General features: G+C 64.8%; 13 protein-coding genes. 7 read left to right on the top strand and 6 right to left on the bottom strand.

The window, feature by feature from the left end; translation table 11 throughout:
- Positions 1-325: 325 nt before the first annotated feature.
- Positions 326-1693: a group II intron reverse transcriptase/maturase gene (ltrA, locus tag HDG34_RS22860; protein WP_184062322.1), complete on the top strand. Its 1368-nt coding sequence runs from the start codon at positions 326-328 to the stop codon at positions 1691-1693.
- A gap of 117 nt (positions 1694-1810) precedes the next feature.
- Here ltrA and secF read toward each other — a convergent pair whose 3' ends face one another.
- The 5 genes from secF to queA all read right to left on the bottom strand — a co-directional run bounded on the left by secF (position 1811) and on the right by queA (position 7878).
- On the bottom strand, positions 1811-2761 hold the full coding sequence (gene secF, locus HDG34_RS22855; protein WP_090803074.1) for a protein translocase subunit SecF: 951 nt from the start codon (positions 2759-2761) through the stop codon (positions 1811-1813).
- Positions 2762-2779: 18 nt separating this feature from the next.
- A complete protein-coding gene (secD, locus tag HDG34_RS22850) occupies positions 2780-4873 on the bottom strand; it encodes a protein translocase subunit SecD (RefSeq protein WP_184062320.1) in 2094 nt (697 codons plus the stop codon).
- 116 nt (positions 4874-4989) lie between these two features.
- On the bottom strand, positions 4990-5319 hold the full coding sequence (yajC, locus tag HDG34_RS22845; protein WP_184034524.1) for a preprotein translocase subunit YajC: 330 nt from the start codon (positions 5317-5319) through the stop codon (positions 4990-4992).
- A gap of 195 nt (positions 5320-5514) precedes the next feature.
- Positions 5515-6705, bottom strand: coding sequence for a tRNA guanosine(34) transglycosylase Tgt (tgt, locus tag HDG34_RS22840; RefSeq protein ID WP_184062318.1), 1191 nt, complete (start codon positions 6703-6705; stop codon positions 5515-5517).
- A gap of 114 nt (positions 6706-6819) precedes the next feature.
- Positions 6820-7878, bottom strand: a complete 1059-nt coding sequence (queA, locus tag HDG34_RS22835) for a tRNA preQ1(34) S-adenosylmethionine ribosyltransferase-isomerase QueA (protein WP_184062316.1) — start codon at positions 7876-7878, stop codon at positions 6820-6822.
- A 189-nt stretch (positions 7879-8067) separates the two neighbouring features.
- Between queA and recG the strand changes: the two genes are divergently transcribed.
- The 6 genes from recG (at position 8068) to ubiA (ending at position 15352) form a co-directional block, all read left to right on the top strand.
- A complete protein-coding gene (gene recG / locus HDG34_RS22830; RefSeq protein ID WP_184062314.1) occupies positions 8068-10404 on the top strand; it encodes an ATP-dependent DNA helicase RecG in 2337 nt (778 codons plus the stop codon).
- Between the two features lie 102 nt (positions 10405-10506).
- Complete coding sequence (locus tag HDG34_RS22825; protein WP_184055574.1) at positions 10507-11466, top strand: LysR substrate-binding domain-containing protein; 960 nt, start codon at positions 10507-10509, stop codon at positions 11464-11466.
- A 411-nt stretch (positions 11467-11877) separates the two neighbouring features.
- Entirely contained in the window at positions 11878-13332 is a 1455-nt protein-coding gene (locus HDG34_RS22820) for a catalase (protein ID WP_184062312.1), read from the top strand.
- A gap of 107 nt (positions 13333-13439) precedes the next feature.
- Positions 13440-13604 (top strand): hypothetical protein, encoded by a 165-nt coding sequence (locus tag HDG34_RS22815; RefSeq protein ID WP_184034506.1) that lies wholly within the window; start codon positions 13440-13442, stop codon positions 13602-13604.
- 153 nt (positions 13605-13757) lie between these two features.
- Positions 13758-14255 (top strand): Dps family protein, encoded by a 498-nt coding sequence (locus HDG34_RS22810; RefSeq protein WP_184034504.1) that lies wholly within the window; start codon positions 13758-13760, stop codon positions 14253-14255.
- 233 nt (positions 14256-14488) lie between these two features.
- Complete coding sequence (gene ubiA, locus HDG34_RS22805; RefSeq protein WP_184062310.1) at positions 14489-15352, top strand: 4-hydroxybenzoate octaprenyltransferase; 864 nt, start codon at positions 14489-14491, stop codon at positions 15350-15352.
- Between the two features lie 131 nt (positions 15353-15483).
- Here ubiA and proC read toward each other — a convergent pair whose 3' ends face one another.
- Entirely contained in the window at positions 15484-16299 is an 816-nt protein-coding gene (gene proC, locus HDG34_RS22800) for a pyrroline-5-carboxylate reductase (RefSeq protein ID WP_184062308.1), read from the bottom strand.
- Between the last annotated feature and the right edge of the window lie 22 nt (positions 16300-16321).

The following is a 16321-nucleotide window of genomic DNA, read 5'->3' as shown; positions in this document are numbered from 1 at the left end:
TCGTCGTGAGGCGGGGTCTGAAGGAAGCGTGTAGCAAAGCCATGACCTGACGAACAGAAACCAGATGCGAGGCCTACCTAGCCGGACGAGCAAGCAATTGATTGCGAAGTCCATAGCCATCAAGGGCTGGGGTGGTAGATCTGGCAGGTGTGTGGTGAAGGCGGTTGCGCTTACCTCGGGAGGCCTGCATGGCGTCCTGGAATCAGGACTGAGCGGCTCGCAAGGGCCGTTGACCACCGTGCAGGAGTCAGCAGAGGGCATATTAGGGCGGCGACGCCTGAAGGCCCGAACGGAAAGGAGCGGCGAGTAAGCCGGAGAACTCGACATGGGAGAGCAGCAGAAAACGCATCGCGTCCTCGACAGCGGAAGCAGGGGTGAAGCCCCGATGGCTGCTGGTGGAGGGGCTGAACCTATGGCGGCGAACCCCGAGTCTGAAAGCCCGTCGGCATATGACCGACTGATGGAAGAAGTCTGCGAAAGGGGGAACCTGAAGCAGGCGTTGAAGCGTGTGAAAGCGAACAAGGGCGCACCGGGCGTGGACGGGATGACCGTTCAGGCATTACCGGCGTACCTGCGGGAGCATTGGCCGTCGATACGGGCCACGCTGCTGAACGGCACATACAAGCCTCAACCTGTGAGACGGGTCGAGATACCCAAGCCGGATGGTGGTGGCGTGCGCAAGCTCGGCATCCCCTCTGCGCTTGATCGATTCGTCCAGCAGGCGGTCTTGCAGGTGTTGCAAAGGCAGTGGGACCCGACGTTCTCGGAGTCCAGCTACGGCTTCCGTCCGGGCCGCTCGGCACATCAGGCCGTGGCGCAGGCGCAAAGCTACATCCAGTCGGGGTACCGATGGGTTGTAGATCTGGATCTGGAGAAATTCTTCGATCGCGTGAGCCACGACATCCTGATGAGTCGGGTGGCAAAGCGAGTCAGCGACAAGCGAATGCTGAAGCTGGTCCGCTCCTTCCTGACGGCGGGTGTGATGGAGCACGGGCTGGTTGGTGCGACGGACGAGGGCACACCCCAGGGTGGTCCCCTGTCCCCGCTATTATCCAATCTGATGCTCGACGATCTTGACCGGGAGCTTGAGCGACGCGGGCTGCGTTTCGCGAGGTACGCTGACGACTGTAACGTCTACGTACGCAGCGAACGCGCGGGCCAGCGTGTGATGGCGGGGCTGAAGGCCTTCCTCGCCGGCAGGCTGAAGCTGACGGTCAACGAGACCAAGAGCGCGGTCGCACGGCCACACACGCGGAAGTTTCTGGGGTTCACCTTCTCGGATCGGGACAAGGTCAAACGGCGTATTGCGCCCAAGGCGCTGTCCCGCCTCAAGGAGCGCATCCGGGAATTGACTCAACGCACGCGCGGGGTCAGCGTCGACCAGATGATCGGCGCGCTGAAACGTTATCTGGCAGGGTGGCGGGGCTACTTCGGTTTCTGCGAAACGCCCAGCGTTCTGCAACGCCTGGATGAATGGATACGCCGCCGCATCCGCTGCTTCTTCTGGAAGCAGTGGAAACGGGGCCGCACAAGATTCCGGGAGCTGACAGTACGCGGCGTCAGCCGAAACCTTGCTGCCCAGACGGTCGGTTCGCCACACGATGCGTGGCGGCTGAGTTGCAGTCCCGCGCTGGGCATCGCCCTGTCAAACCGTTACCTTCGCTCGCTGGGGCTTCCATCACTAAGGCCATAGTCGATTAACCGATCCGAACCGCCGTGTACGGACCCGTACGCACGGTGGTGTGGGAGGGGCCGGGCCGCGAGGCCTGCCCCTATCCCGATCCTCGCATCCTCAGCGGTTACGCGCGCATCAAACCTGGGCGCCCGCGTTCGGATCGTCCGGATCGACGCGTTCCTTCTTGTCCTTGATCAGGTCTTCGCGCTTGACGCCGAACCACATGGCAAGAGCCGCGGCGACGAACACCGACGAGTAGATACCGAACAGAATACCGACCGTCAGCGCGAGCGCGAAGTAGTGCAGCGTCGGGCCGCCGAACAGGAACATCGACAGCACCATCATCTGCGTACAGCCGTGCGTGATGACGGTTCGCGACATCGTGCTGGTGATTGCGTGGTTGATCACTTCGATCACGGTCATCTTGCGTTCGCGGCGGAAGGTTTCGCGAATCCGGTCGAAGATAACGACCGACTCGTTGACCGAATAGCCGAGCACCGCGAGCACCGCGGCCAGCACCGACAGCGAGAACTCCCACTGGAAGAACGCGAAGAAGCCGAGAATGATGACGACGTCGTGCAGGTTGGCGATCACGCCGGCGATCGCGTACTTCCATTCGAAGCGGAACGACAGGTAGATCACGATGCCGGCCACCACGCAGGCGAGCGCGAGCAGACCGTCGGTGGCGAGCTCCTTGCCGACCTGCGGACCGACGAACTCGACGCGCTGCAACTGCACTTCCGGCGTGTCGGCCTTCAGCGCGCCCATCACCTGGTCGCTCTGCTGCGCGGACGTGTAGCCCGTCTTCAGCGGCAGACGGATCAGTACGTCGCGCGAGGTGCCGAAGTTCTGCACCTGCGCGTCGGCATAGCCGAGCTTGCCGAGCGTGTTACGCACCGGGTCGAGCGGCACCGCGCCCGGATACTGCACCTCGATCACGGTACCGCCGGTGAATTCCACCGACAGATGCAGCCCGCGATGCACGAGGAAGAACACGGCGGCGAGGAAGGTGATCAGCGAGATCGCGTTGAAGATCAACGCGCGCTGCATGAACGGAATGTCTTTACGGAAACGGAAAAATTCCATGGTCTTGTTCTCCGGGACTCAGCGGGACGAACCCGGTTTTTGCCGCGTCGAGTCATTCGACGTCGGCGTGCCCGACGCATTGCGGCGACGCACGGTCGGCTTCGAGCGACCCTGCGCGCCGGCCGCGGCCGGTGCCTTCGAGCTTGCCTTCGCTTTCGCCTTCGCCGTGGCGATGGCCTGCGCGGTGTCGGTCGCGGCGTCGCTGCCGCCGAGGGTGTTGCCGGCATACGCGGCCGAGCCTGCCGCCGCTGTTTGCGGACGCCACACCTGGCCGATCGACAGCGACTTCAGCTTCTTCTTGCCGCCGTACCAGAAGTTGACCAGGCCGCGCGAGAAGAACACCGCCGAGAACATCGACGTCAGAATGCCGATACAGTGGACGATCGCGAAGCCGCGCACCGGACCGGAGCCGAACGCGAGCAGCGCGAGGCCGGCGATCAGCGTGGTCACGTTCGAGTCGAGAATCGTCGCCCATGCATGCGCGTAGCCGTTCTGGATGGCCAGTTGCGGCGGCGCGCCGTGGCGCAGTTCCTCGCGCACGCGCTCGTTGATCAGCACGTTCGCGTCGATCGCCATACCGAGCGCGAGCGCGATAGCGGCGATACCCGGCAGCGTGAGCGTGGCCTGCAGCATCGACAGCACCGCGACCAGCAGCAGCAGGTTCACGGACAGGCCGACCATCGAGATCACGCCGAACAGCATGTAGTACGCGCTCATGAACACGGCGATCGCCGCGAAGCCCCACACGACCGAGTGGAAGCCCTTCTTGATATTGTCGGCGCCGAGGCTCGGGCCGATCGTGCGTTCCTCGATGATTTCCATCGGCGCGGCGAGCGAACCGGCGCGCAGCAGCAGCGCGAGGTCGGCGGCCGCTTGCGGGGTCGGCTGGCCGGTGATCTGGAAGCGGTCGCCCAGTTCCGACTGAATCGTCGCGACGGTCAGCACTTCGCCCTTGCCGTGCTCGAACAGCACCATCGCCATTGGCTTGCCGATGTTGTCGCGCGATACCGCGCGCACCGCGCGGCCGCCGGCCGAGTCGAGACGGATATTGACCGACGGACGCTGATGCTCGTCGAAGCCCGCCGACGCGTCGATGATGCGGTCGCCGGTGAAGATCACCTGCTTGCGCAGCAGCACCGGCGTCTGGTTGCCTTGCGTGAAGAGTTCATCGCCCGGCGGCACCGGGTCGTTCGGGTTCGGATGCGTGTTGACCGGATCGGCGAGGCGCGCTTCGAGCGTCGCCGTACGGCCGATGATGTCCTTCGCCTTCGCGGTGTCCTGCACGCCCGGCAGCTCGACGACGATGCGGTCCGTGCCCTGTTGCTGGATCACCGGCTCGGCCACGCCGAGTTCGTTCACGCGGTTATGCAGCGTCGTGATGTTCTGCTTGAGCGCGGCGTCCTGCACCTCGCGCTGCACGGCCGGCGTAAAGGTGCCGACGAGCTGCACGCCGCCGTCCGGGCCGGTGTTCGGCTGCGACGCCCACTGCAGTTCGCTGACGCTGCGGCCGAGCAGCTTGAGTGCCGCGTCCGCCGTGGCCTGGTCGGCCAGATTCACCACCACCGACTGGTTCACGCGATTCACGCCGCCGTCGCGCACGTTGTTGTCGCGCAGCAGCGTGCGCACGTCCGAGGCGTCCGAGTCGAGCTTCTTGTTCAGCGCGCCGGCCATGTCGACCTGCAGCAGGAAGTGCACACCGCCGCGCAGGTCGAGACCGAGGTACATCGGCAGCGCGCGCAGCGCGGTCATCCAGGTCGGCGACGCGCTTTGCAGGTTCAGTGCGACGACGTACTGCGGATCGTTCGGGTCGCTATTGAGCGACTTCTGCAGCAGGTCTTTCACGCGCAACTGCGTGTCCGTGTTCGTCAGGCGCACGCGGATGTTCGCGTTGTTCTGCGAGTTGTCGAACGTGATTGCGGTCGGCTTGATGTGATTGGCCGCGAGCGCGGCTTCGATCGACGCTAGCGTGGCGGCGTCGAGTCTGACCGTGGCCTTGCCGCTCGACACCTGCACCGCCGGCGCTTCGCCGTACAGATTGGGCAGCGTGTACACGAGGCCGATGACCAGAGCCACCAGCATCACGGCGTATTTCCAGAGGGGGTAGCGATTCATGAGTGGTCCAACGGGAAGGTTGGCTTGGATGCGATGCGTCCGGCGATGAGCGCGGGCCGTTCAGCGAACTGCCTGAACCGCCGGCGAGGCCGCACCGGACGCGGGGAGTGCAGGCCTTACAGCGACTTGATCGTGCCCTTCGGGAGAATTGTCGTGACCGACGCCTTTTGCACGGTGACTTCCGTGCCTTCCGAGATTTCGATGCCGACGTAGGCTTCGCCCACCTTCGTCACCTTGCCGACGATGCCGCCGTTCGTCACGACTTCATCGCCCCTGGCCATCGCTGCGAGCATGTTGCGATGTTCCTTCTGACGCTTCATTTGCGGGCGAATCATGATGAAGTACAGTACGCCGAACATCAGGATCAGCGGCAGGAAGCTCATCAGGTTCGATTCGATACCACCTGCTGCTGCGCCTTGCGCGAAGGCATTGGAAATGAACGACACGTTGGTCTCTCCGTTATCAGTCAAACGATCAAAAAAATCAGCCGATTATTCTACCACCGGCCACACGCGCGCCGGCGCGGCGAATCGGCTTTGCGATCAACCGTTTAAAGGTCCGATTCGGGGCAAATTCAGCGGCCGGCGAAAGTAAATTGTAAGTTGTCCGCGTGCGGCATGCGCAATCCATGCGGCGGGCCGTCAGGACGACGGTTCGACGCCGCGCGCGCGGTCTTCGTGGAAACGCTTGCGGAATGTCTCGAACAGTTTCGCCTCGATCGCATCGCGCATTTCCTGCATCAGTTCCAGGTAGTAATGCAGGTTGTGGATCGTGTTCAGCTGCGCGCCGAGAATTTCGCCGACGCGATGCAGGTGGTGCAGATAGCCGCGCGTGAAGTTGCGGCAGGTGTAGCAGCCGCATTGCTCGTCGAGCGGGCGCAGCGAGTTCCTGTGCGTCGCGTTGCGGATCTTGATGTCGCCGAAACGCGTGAAGAGCCAGCCGTTGCGCGCGTTGCGCGTGGGCATCACGCAGTCGAACATGTCGACGCCGGCCGCGACGCCGGCCACCAGGTCTTCCGGCGTGCCGACGCCCATCAGGTAGTGCGGCTTGTCGGCCGGCAGCTTGGGGCCGATGTGGTTCAGGATCCGCATCATGTCTTCCTTCGGCTCGCCGACCGACAGACCGCCGATCGCGAGGCCGTGGAAGTTCTTCTGCGCGAGGCCGGCGAGCGACTCGTCGCGCAGATCCTCGAACATGCCGCCCTGCACGATGCCGAACAGCGCATTCGGATTGCCGAGGCGCTCGAATTCGTCGATCGAGCGTTGCGCCCAGCGCATCGACATGCGCATCGATTCGGCGGCTTCCTTGTGCGAGGTCGGGATGTTGTTGGTGGCGTACGGCGTGCATTCGTCGAACTGCATCACGATGTCCGAGTTCAGCACCTTCTGGATCTGCATCGACACTTCCGGCGACAGGAACAGCCGGTCGCCGTTGATCGGCGACGCGAACGTGACGCCGTCCTCGGTGATCTTGCGCAGATCTCCGAGCGAGAACACCTGGAAGCCGCCCGAGTCGGTCAGGATCGGCTTCTTCCAGCCCATGAAGCCGTGCAGGCCGCCGTGCGCCTCGATGGTTTCGAGGCCGGGTCGCAGCCACAGGTGAAACGTATTGCCGAGGATGATCTGCGCGTGCATTTCGTCGAGCTCGCGCGGCTGGACCGCCTTCACGGTGCCGTAGGTGCCGACCGGCATGAAGATCGGTGTCTCCACCACGCCGTGATTGAGCGTGACGCGGCCGCGGCGCGCAAGGCCGTCGGTGCCGAGCAGTTCGAATTTGAGGCCATTCTCCGGGCGCTCGTGGGCAGGATGTTGCGAGAGATGACCAAGGGTCATGGGGATCACTCCTGGGCGACCGGAAAACAGTCCGGCGCAATCAATGAAAACCGCCACGAGGGATCGCGGCGGCTAGGAAGACTGCCAATACGCTGAAGCAGTGCTCGAACCGGCTCATGCATCGCGCCGCGTGAGCAGCATCGCGTCACCGTAGCTGAAAAAACGATAGCGCTCGTCGATCGCATGACGGTACGCGGCGCGAATCGTCTCGACGCCCGCGAACGCCGACACCAGCATCAACAGCGTAGATTTCGGCAAATGGAAGTTCGTGACCAGCCGGTCGACCACGCGGAACCGGTAGCCCGGCGTGATGAAGATGTCGGTTTCCGCGCTCGCCGCGCCGAGCGGATGGCCGGCGGCTTCGGCGTCGCGCGCGGCGGCTTCGAGCGCGCGCAGCGACGTCGTGCCGACCGCGATCACGCGGTTGCCGCGCGCTTTGGTCGCGGCGATCTTGTCCGCGAGCGCTTGCGGCAGGTGATACCACTCGCTGTGCATCTTGTGCTCGGCGATGTTTTCGACGCGCACCGGCTGAAACGTGCCCGCGCCGACGTGCAGCGTCAGCGTCGCGCGGTCGATGCCGAGGGCGTCGAGGCGGCCGAGCAGCGTGTCGTCGAAGTGCAGGCCGGCGGTCGGCGCGGCGACCGCGCCCGGGTTCTGCGCGAATACGGTCTGATAGCGGGTTTCGTCGGTCGCGTCGGGGTCGTGCTCGATGTACGGCGGCAGCGGCAGACGGCCGTACTGCTCGATCATCGTCAGGCAGTCGTCGGGGAAATGCAGCGTGTAGAACTGATCGACGCGCTCGCCGACGGTGACGTCGAACGCATCCGCGAGACGGATCGTCGTGCCCGCCTGCGGGCTCTTGCTCGCCCGGATCTGCGCGAGCGCGCTGCGCTCGCCAGTCAGGCGCTCGACCAGCACTTCGATCTTGCCGCCGCTCGACTTCTGGCCGAAGAAGCGCGCCTTCAGCACTTTGGTATCGTTGAAGACGAGCAGATCGCCCGGCGCGAGGCACTCGGGCAGTTCGGTGAAGCGGCGGTCGATCAGGCGCGCGGCGCCGTCGGCGGCGCCTGCGGCGTCCACGTCGAGCAGACGGCTTGCGCTGCGCTCGGGCAGCGCGACTTGCGCGATCAGCTCGGGCGGCAGATCGAAATCGAAATCGGAAAGCGTAAACATGCGAACGACTGGAAGCGGGTTGGGACTGACTTGGGACTGAATTGAGCCGAAGCCGGAGCCGGGCGGCTATGATGGCGGGACGCCGAAGCGGCCCGCGCGCTTTGTGCCGCATCCTGCCTACGCTGGACGCGCGAAGGGCGGCACGACTTCTTTTCGACAGCACCCGATATTGTACTTGCGAAGCAGCCTATGCCTTTGTCCGACCGCCGATCGTCCGTTGCCACCCTCGAAGCGGGCGCCGAACCGCGGCGCCGCGGTGCGCGGGCGGAGGCGGGGGAGCGGGATGCGGCGCAAGCGGGCGCACAAGGCGGCATGATGGCCGCTGGCCACGATCTCGGGCGCGACGGCGACAAGCCCGGCGGCCACGCGGGCGACCCGCCGGATCAATTCGCCGCCGACCACGCGAGCGACGACAAACCCGCCGCCAAAACCAGAGGCGCGGCAAAAGCCGCCGCCAAAGCCCCGGTCAAAACCGCCGATAAGCTCGCCAAACTCGGCCTCACACGCGACATCGACCTCGTGCTGCATCTGCCGATGCGCTACGAAGACGAAACCTCGCTGACGCCGATCGGTCACTTGCTGCCCGGCGGCATCGCGCAAACCGAAGGCGTGGTGTTCGACAATGAGATCGCCTATCGCCCGCGCCGGCAGCTGCTCGTGAAGCTGCGCGACGCCGACGGCGACGAACTCATGCTGCGCTTTCTGAATTTCTACGGCTCGCAGGTCAAGCAGATGGCGCCCGGCGCGCGCCTGCGCGTGCGTGGCGACGTCCGGGGCGGCTTCTTCGGCATGGAGATGGTGCATCCGACCGTGCGCGTCGTCGATGAAGACACGCCGCTGCCGCAGGCGCTGACGCCGGTCTATCCGAGCACCGCGGGCGTATCGCAGGCGTATCTGCGCAAGGCGATCGACAACGCGCTCGCGCGCACGTCGCTGCCGGAGTTGCTGCCCGCGCCGGTCGCGCGCGCGTTTCTCGAACCGCTCGGCGTGCCGGCGCTGATGGACGCGGTGCGCACGCTGCATCATCCGGGCCCGCAGTCGGACGAAACGGCGCTGATCGACGGCACGCATCCGGCCTGGGTGCGCATCAAGTTCGAGGAGCTGCTCGCGCAGCAGATGTCGCTGAAGCGCGCGCACGACGAGCGGCGCACGCGCGCCGCGCCGGCCATGCCGCGCCGCAAGCTCGGCGACGAATCGGCGCTGGTCGCGCGGCTGCTGAAGGCGCTGCCATTTTCGCTGACGGCCGCGCAGCAGCGCGTCGGCGGCGAGATCGCGCTCGATCTGACTCAGCCGCATCCGATGCAGCGGCTGTTGCAGGGCGACGTCGGCAGCGGCAAGACGATCGTCGCGGCGCTCGCCGCCGCGCAGGCGATCGACGCCGGCTACCAGGCCGCGCTGATGGCGCCGACCGAAATTCTCGCCGAGCAGCACGCGCGCAAATTGCGCGGCTGGCTCGAGCCGCTCGGCGTGAATGTCGCGTGGCTCGCGGGCAGTCTGAAGACGAAGGAGAAGCGCGCCGCGATCGAAGCGGCCGCGCTCGGCACCGCGCAGCTCGTGATCGGCACGCACGCGATCATTCAGGACGCGGTCGAGTTCGCGCGCCTCGGACTCGTGATCGTCGACGAGCAGCATCGCTTCGGCGTCGCGCAACGGCTCGCGTTGCGCGCGAAGGCGCAGGGCGCCGCCGACGGCGCGGCCGACTTCCAGCCGCATCAACTCATGATGTCCGCGACGCCGATTCCGCGCACGCTCGCCATGACCTACTACGCGGACCTCGACGTCTCCACGATCGACGAACTGCCGCCCGGCCGCACCCCGATCCTCACCAAGCTCGTGTCCGACGCGCGCCGCGAAGAGGTGATCGGCCGCGTGCGCGAGGCGGCGTTGACGGGGCGCCAGGTGTACTGGGTGTGTCCGCTGATCGAGGAAAGCGAGACCCTGCAGTTGCAAACCGCGGTCGAGACCTACGAGACGCTGGTGGCCGCGCTGCCCGAGCTGAAGGTCGGGCTGGTGCACGGGCGCCTCGCGGCCGCCGAAAAGGCCACGGTGATGGACGCGTTCTCGCGCAACGAGATCCAGCTGCTGGTCGCGACCACGGTGATCGAAGTCGGCGTCGACGTGCCGAACGCATCGTTGATGGTGATCGAGCATGCGGAGCGCTTCGGTCTCGCGCAGCTGCATCAGTTGCGCGGACGCGTGGGGCGCGGCAGCGCCGCGTCGGTCTGCGTGCTGCTCTACACCGGACCGCTGTCGATGACCGCGCGCGCGCGCCTGCAAACGATGCGCGAAACCACCGATGGCTTCGAGATCGCCCGCCGCGACCTCGAAATCCGCGGGCCTGGCGAGTTCCTCGGCGCGCGGCAGTCAGGCGCCGCGATGCTGCGTTTCGCCGACCTGCAGAACGATCAGCACCTCATCGAGCCGGCGCGCGAAGCCGCCGCGACGCTGCTCGACCAATATCCGGACGTGGTCATTCAGCATCTGGCGCGCTGGCTCGGCGCGCGCGAGCAGTATCTGAAGGCCTGAGCGCCGTCCCCGCCGCAAGCACAACGGCTAAAAAGTTGGCGAACCGACCCTATAGGTGTATAACTAGAACCTATCGAATCCATCAGACTGATTGATCCCCGAATGACGCTCACCGAATTGAAATACATCGTGGCGGTGGCCCGCGAGCGGCACTTCGGCCGTGCCGCCGAAGCGTGTTTCGTCAGCCAGCCCACGCTGTCCGTCGCCATCAAGAAGCTCGAAGACGAGCTGAACGTGCAGATTTTCGAGCGCGGAACCAGCGAGGTCAGCGTGACGCCGATCGGCGAACAGATCGTTACGCAGGCGCAACGCGTGCTCGAGCAGACGCTCGCGATCAAGGAAATCGCCAAGCAGGGCAAGGACCCGCTGCTGGGTCCGCTGCGCCTCGGCGTGATCTATACGATCGGGCCGTACCTGCTGCCGACGCTCGTCAAGCAGATGATCCGGCGCGTACCGCAAATGCCGCTGATGCTGCAGGAAAACTACACGCTGAAGCTGATCGAGCTGCTCAAGCAGGGCGAAATCGACGTGGCGATCATGGCGCTGCCGTTTCCCGAAACCGGGCTGATGCTGCGTCCGCTGTACGACGAGCCGTTCGTCGTCGCGCTGCCGTCCGGCCACGCATGGGAAAGCCGCCCGAAGATCGACCCCGACGACCTGAAGCAGGAAACCATGCTGCTGCTCGGCAGCGGGCACTGCTTCCGCGATCACGTGCTCGGCGTGTGTCCCGAGCTGATGCGCTTTTCGCAGAACGCCGACGGCATCCAGAAGACCTTCGAGGGCTCGTCGCTCGAAACGATTCGTCATATGGTCGCAAGCGGCGTCGGCATTACCGTGCTGCCGCGCATGTCGGTGCACGAGGTCAAGCCACATGCGGGCGGTATCGACGCGGGCCTGCTCAGCTATGTCGCGTTCGACGAGCCGGTGCCCGATCGCCGCGTCGTACTGGCATGGCGCAAGAGCTTCACGCGCATGCCCGCGATCGACGCGATCTGCGACGCAATCGCCGCGTGCGACCTGCCGGGCGTCAAAAAGCTCGATCTGCCCGCCGCCGTCAACTGACTCGCCATCATCCGCAGCCGCGCCGGACACCGGTGCGGCCTGCCGCAAAAAGGGCGCAAGCCCTATCGAATAGATTAAATTAATCAAATACGACTATTCGATAGATGTTGCTATAGTTTCCTCCACGGATCGCCCGATCCCTTTATTCGATAAGGCTCAGCGCCCGGACTCCGAGTCGGGGCGCGAGACAAGCCAGGAGGAAAACACCATGCAAGCGCCTTCACAGCCCATCCACCCTTTTCCCGCGCAACCGGCCACGACGGCCGCCGCGCCGAGTATCCGTACGGTCGCCGTGTCGTTGCTGGCCGATCGGGTGCTGGCCGCCTGACGTGCCTACCCGTGACGGCGTCCGTCGCGCACGGATGCCGCATGCTTTTCCCCCGATTCGATAGAAACCACGCAGGAGTGCCCATGTCCGAACGTAAGCTCACCAATGCCGCCGGCGCGCCCGTCGCCGATAACCAGAACTCGATGACCGCCGGCCCGCGTGGCCCCGTGGTGCTGCAGGACGTCTGGCTGCTCGAAAAGCTCGCGCACTTCGATCGCGAAGTGATTCCCGAGCGGCGCGTTCACGCGAAGGGTTCGGGCGCGTTTGGCACGCTGACGGTGACGCACGACATTTCGCGCTACACGAAGGCGAAGGTATTCGCGCAGGTCGGCCAGGAAACGCCGCTTTTCATGCGCTTTTCGACGGTGGCCGGCGAGCGTGGCGCGGCCGACGCCGAGCGCGACGTGCGCGGCTTCTCGATCAAGTTCTACACCGAGGAAGGCAACTGGGACGTGGTCGGCAACAACACGCCAGTGTTCTTCATTCGCGATCCGCTCAAGTTTCCGGACTTCATTCATACGCAGAAGCGTGATCCGTACACGAATTTGCGCAGCAACGTCGCCGCGTGGGATTTCTGGTCGAGTCATCCGGAGTCGCTGCATCAGGTGACGATTCTGATGAGCGATCGCGGCATTCCGAAGAACTACCGGCAGATGCACGGCTTCGGCTCGCACACGTACTCGTTCATCAACGCGAGCAACGAGCGTTTTTGGGTCAAGTTCCATTTCAAGTCGCTGCAAGGCATCGAGAACTTCACCGACGCCGATGCCGCGCAGGTAGTCGCCAATGACCGCGAAAGCGCGCAGCGCGATCTGGTGAACAGCATCGACGCGGGCAACTTTCCGAAGTGGCGCTTCGCAATTCAGGTGATGCCGGAAGCGGATGCGGCGAACTACCGCTTCAATCCGTTCGACATCACGAAGGTGTGGTCGCAGAAGGACTATCCGTTGATCGACGTCGGCACGCTCGAACTGAATCGCAACGTGGAGAACTATTTCGCGGACGTCGAGCAGGCGGCGTTTACGCCGGCGAACGTGGTGCCGGGCATCGGATTTTCGCCGGACCGTCTGTTGCAGGGGCGGCTGTTCTCGTACGGCGATACGCAGCGTTACCGGCTCGGCATCAATCATCACCAGATTCCGGTGAATGCGCCGCGCGTGCCGAACCCGCATTCGTTTCATCGCGATGGCGCGCTGCGCACCGACGGCAATCGCGGCGGCAACGTGAATTACGAGCCGAATCGCTTCGGCGACTTCGTGCAGGACGCGAACGCGTCCGAGCCGCCGCTCGCGGCGGGCGCGGTCGCGCGTTACGAGCATCGCGAGGACGACGACTACTACACGCAGCCGCGCATGCTGTTCGCGCTGTTCGACGACGCGCAACGTGAGCGTCTGTTCGGCAATATCGCGCGACATATCGACGGCGTGCCGCAGGAGATCGTCGCGCGTCAGATCGAGCATTTCCGCCGCGCCGATCCGGCTTACGCGGAAGGTGTGATCGCGGCGCTCGCCGCGTTGCGGGAAGGCGGGAACCGCTAGGCGTCATATACGCGGCGGATGGTAAAGCAGTGGCAAAGCATTGGCAAAGTCATCGACGGCGCGGCGCATTGCTGCGGTCCGTCACGAGACGAACCCGGAGTACGATCATGATAAGGATGATGATGGCGAGCATTGGCGGTCGGGCCGCCGCGCCGAGCATGCAGGCGCAATGGCAGGCGTTGATGTTTCGCAAGGCGCTGGGCTTTGCGATCGTCGCGAGCGGCTTTGCGGTAATCGCCGCGCAGGCGTTGCAACACGCGCTGGGCGGCTGAGCGCAGTACCGCCAGAATGGCTGCGCAGCAAGGCTCTCGGGCACGCGTTGCGCAAACCTTGCGGCATTCACGCTACACTGTCGAACGTTTTATTCGTGTTTTCGCTGACCGTCATCTGCCGACCGGTTCGTATCACTCTTCAAAGGAGTCATCATGGCCAAGAAAGAAGCGGCCGCAGCAGTACAGCACGTCAACATCGGGATCAGCGACAAGGATCGCAAGAAGATCGCCGAAGGGCTGTCGCGTCTGCTCGCCGACACCTACACGCTGTACCTGAAGACCCACAACTTCCACTGGAACGTCACGGGTCCGATGTTCAATACGCTGCACCTGATGTTCGAAACGCAGTACAACGAACTCGCGCTCGCGGTCGACTCGATCGCCGAACGCATCCGTGCATTGGGCGTGCATGCGCCGGGCAGCTACAAGGATTTCGCGAAGCTGTCGTCGATCCCCGAAGCGGACGGCGTGCCGGCCGCGGAAGACATGATCCGTCAGCTGGTCGAAGGTCAGGAAGCCGTGGTGCGCACCGCGCGCGCGATTTTCCCGTCGACGGAAGCCGCCAACGACGAGCCGACCGCCGACCTGCTCACGCAACGCATGCAGACACACGAAAAGACCGCATGGATGCTGCGCTCGCTGCTCGCCTGATTTGGCGCAGCTGAGCCGGTCGAGTCGAGTCCGATGCCGGCGCCGGCATCGCGCGCGCCGTGCTAAAAACGCACAAGCCTCCCTGCACGGGAGGCTTTGTTTTTTGCGCCGCTGCCGCACGACGCACAGATTCGAGCGCGTGGCACTTCGATACGCGGCCGCGCGAATCCTGGGCCGCCGTGCGCTTCCCGTAAAATAGGCGCACCGTGTTCGCACTTCACCGAATTCGTCCCATGTTCGCCCGACTTCCCCTGTATCTGCGCCTCGTGCGCATGGACAAGCCGATCGGCAGCCTGCTGCTGCTGTGGCCGACGCTCAACGCACTGTGGATCGCGTCCGGCGGTCATCCGTCGTGGCAATTGCTGGTGATCTTCACGCTCGGCACGGTGCTGATGCGCTCGGCCGGCTGCGCGATCAACGACTACGCGGACCGCGATTTCGACCGTCACGTGAAGCGCACCGAAAACCGGCCGATCACGTCCGGCAAGATCAATGCGTGGGAAGCGGTCGTGTTGGCAACCGTGCTGTCGCTGGTCGCGTTTCTACTGATTCAGCCGCTCAATGCATTGACCAAAGAGTTGTCGGTGGTCGCGCTGTTCGTCGCGGGCACGTATCCGTTCGTGAAGCGCTTCTTCGCGATTCCGCAGGCGTATCTGGGCATCGCGTTCGGCTTCGGTATTCCGATGGCGTTCGCCGCTGTGCAGGATCACGTGCCGCTGCTCGCGTGGGCGATGCTGGTCGCGAATATCTTCTGGGCCGTTGCGTACGACACCGAATACGCGATGGTCGATCGCGACGACGACATCAAGATCGGCATCCGGACGTCGGCGCTGACGTTCGGCCGTTTCGACGTGGCCGCGGTCATGCTGTGCTATGCGGTGACGCTCGGGATTTACGTCGGCATCGGCGTGACGCTCGGGTTTGGTCCGCTGTACTGGATCGGCTGGGCGGTCGCGGTGGGTTGCGCGATCTATCACTACACGCTGATCCGCCATCGCGAGCGCATGCCGTGCTTTGCCGCGTTCCGTCACAACAACTGGCTCGGCGGCGCGTTGTTCGCGGGGATCGCCGCGCATTACGTGGTGGCTTCGTTTTAACTCGCGTCAGCGCTTTTCTGACTTCAGACCGCTGCGTTTCTACACGCCGTAGGCGCCTGCCCTGATGAGAAGAAGGACAGTCGCGCTACGGCGTGTCTGTTTCCGCTGTTTCTTTTCGACGCCGGTTCGCGTTACTGCTTGCCGAATTCGTCGCCCATCTCGCGCGCCCGCGCGTCGGCGGCCAGTGCGCCGCGCACGATCGCGTCCTTGATGCCGCTCGCTTCGAACGAGGCGAGTGCTGCCGCGGTCGTGCCGCCTTTGGATGTCACGCGCTCGCGCAGCACGCTCGGCGGCTCGTCGGAATTGGCCGCGAGTTGCGCGGCGCCCGTGAAGGTCGCGACCGCCAGCGCGCGGCCCTGCGCTTCGTCCATACCGAGCTGGCGCGCGGCTTCCTGCAGCGCTTCGATGAAATAGAACACGTAGGCCGGCCCGCTGCCCGAGATCGCGGTGACCGCGTCGATCTTCGCTTCGTCGTCGAACCAGACGGTTTCGCCGACCGCGCCGAGCACCTGTGACGCGAGCGCGCGGCCCGCTTCGTCGACGCTGCCGCTGGCGACGAGACCCGTGACGCCCCTGCCGATCAGCGCCGGCGTATTCGGCATCACGCGCACGACGCGGTTGTGGCCAGCGAGCCAGCGCGACATGTCGCCGATCCGAATGCCCGCGACGATGCTGACGACGAGTTGCGACGCGCGCAGATGCGGCGCCAGCGTCCCGGCGACGCTCTTCAGGATCTGCGGCTTCACCGCGAGCACGACCGCGTCGTAGTCGGCGAGCGTGACGTCGGCGGCCGCGCCGGTGCGGATGCCGAATTGCTGCTCGTTGCGCTGGCGCGCGTCTTCGTTCGGATCGACCGCGTACAGGTCCGCGGGCGCGACGCCCCGCTTGATGAGGCCGCCGATCAACGCCGCGGCCATGTTGCCGCCGCCGATAAACGCAATTTTCATGATGGTCCGGGTAGGTTCAGAT

The sequence above is a fragment of the Paraburkholderia sp. HC6.4b genome, from assembly GCF_014200875.1.
GTDB lineage: Bacteria > Pseudomonadota > Gammaproteobacteria > Burkholderiales > Burkholderiaceae > Paraburkholderia > Paraburkholderia tuberum.
This window is presented reverse-complemented; position numbering and strand designations above follow the sequence as displayed.

Bases quoted from the DNA above. Each gene is read 5' to 3' on its own strand.
- ltrA (WP_184062322.1), top strand. From the start codon at position 326: ATGGGAGAGCAGCAGAAAACGCATCGCGTCCTCGACAGCGGAAGCAGG.
- secF (WP_090803074.1), bottom strand. From the start codon at position 2,761: ATGGAATTTTTCCGTTTCCGTAAAGACATTCCGTTCATGCAGCGCGCG.
- secD (WP_184062320.1), bottom strand. From the start codon at position 4,873: ATGAATCGCTACCCCCTCTGGAAATACGCCGTGATGCTGGTGGCTCTG.
- tgt (WP_184062318.1), bottom strand. From the start codon at position 6,705: ATGACCCTTGGTCATCTCTCGCAACATCCTGCCCACGAGCGCCCGGAG.
- queA (WP_184062316.1), bottom strand. From the start codon at position 7,878: ATGTTTACGCTTTCCGATTTCGATTTCGATCTGCCGCCCGAGCTGATC.
- recG (WP_184062314.1), top strand. From the start codon at position 8,068: ATGCCTTTGTCCGACCGCCGATCGTCCGTTGCCACCCTCGAAGCGGGC.
- HDG34_RS22825 (WP_184055574.1), top strand. From the start codon at position 10,507: ATGACGCTCACCGAATTGAAATACATCGTGGCGGTGGCCCGCGAGCGG.
- HDG34_RS22820 (WP_184062312.1), top strand. From the start codon at position 11,878: ATGTCCGAACGTAAGCTCACCAATGCCGCCGGCGCGCCCGTCGCCGAT.
- HDG34_RS22815 (WP_184034506.1), top strand. From the start codon at position 13,440: ATGATAAGGATGATGATGGCGAGCATTGGCGGTCGGGCCGCCGCGCCG.
- HDG34_RS22810 (WP_184034504.1), top strand. From the start codon at position 13,758: ATGGCCAAGAAAGAAGCGGCCGCAGCAGTACAGCACGTCAACATCGGG.
- ubiA (WP_184062310.1), top strand. From the start codon at position 14,489: ATGTTCGCCCGACTTCCCCTGTATCTGCGCCTCGTGCGCATGGACAAG.
- proC (WP_184062308.1), bottom strand. From the start codon at position 16,299: ATGAAAATTGCGTTTATCGGCGGCGGCAACATGGCCGCGGCGTTGATC.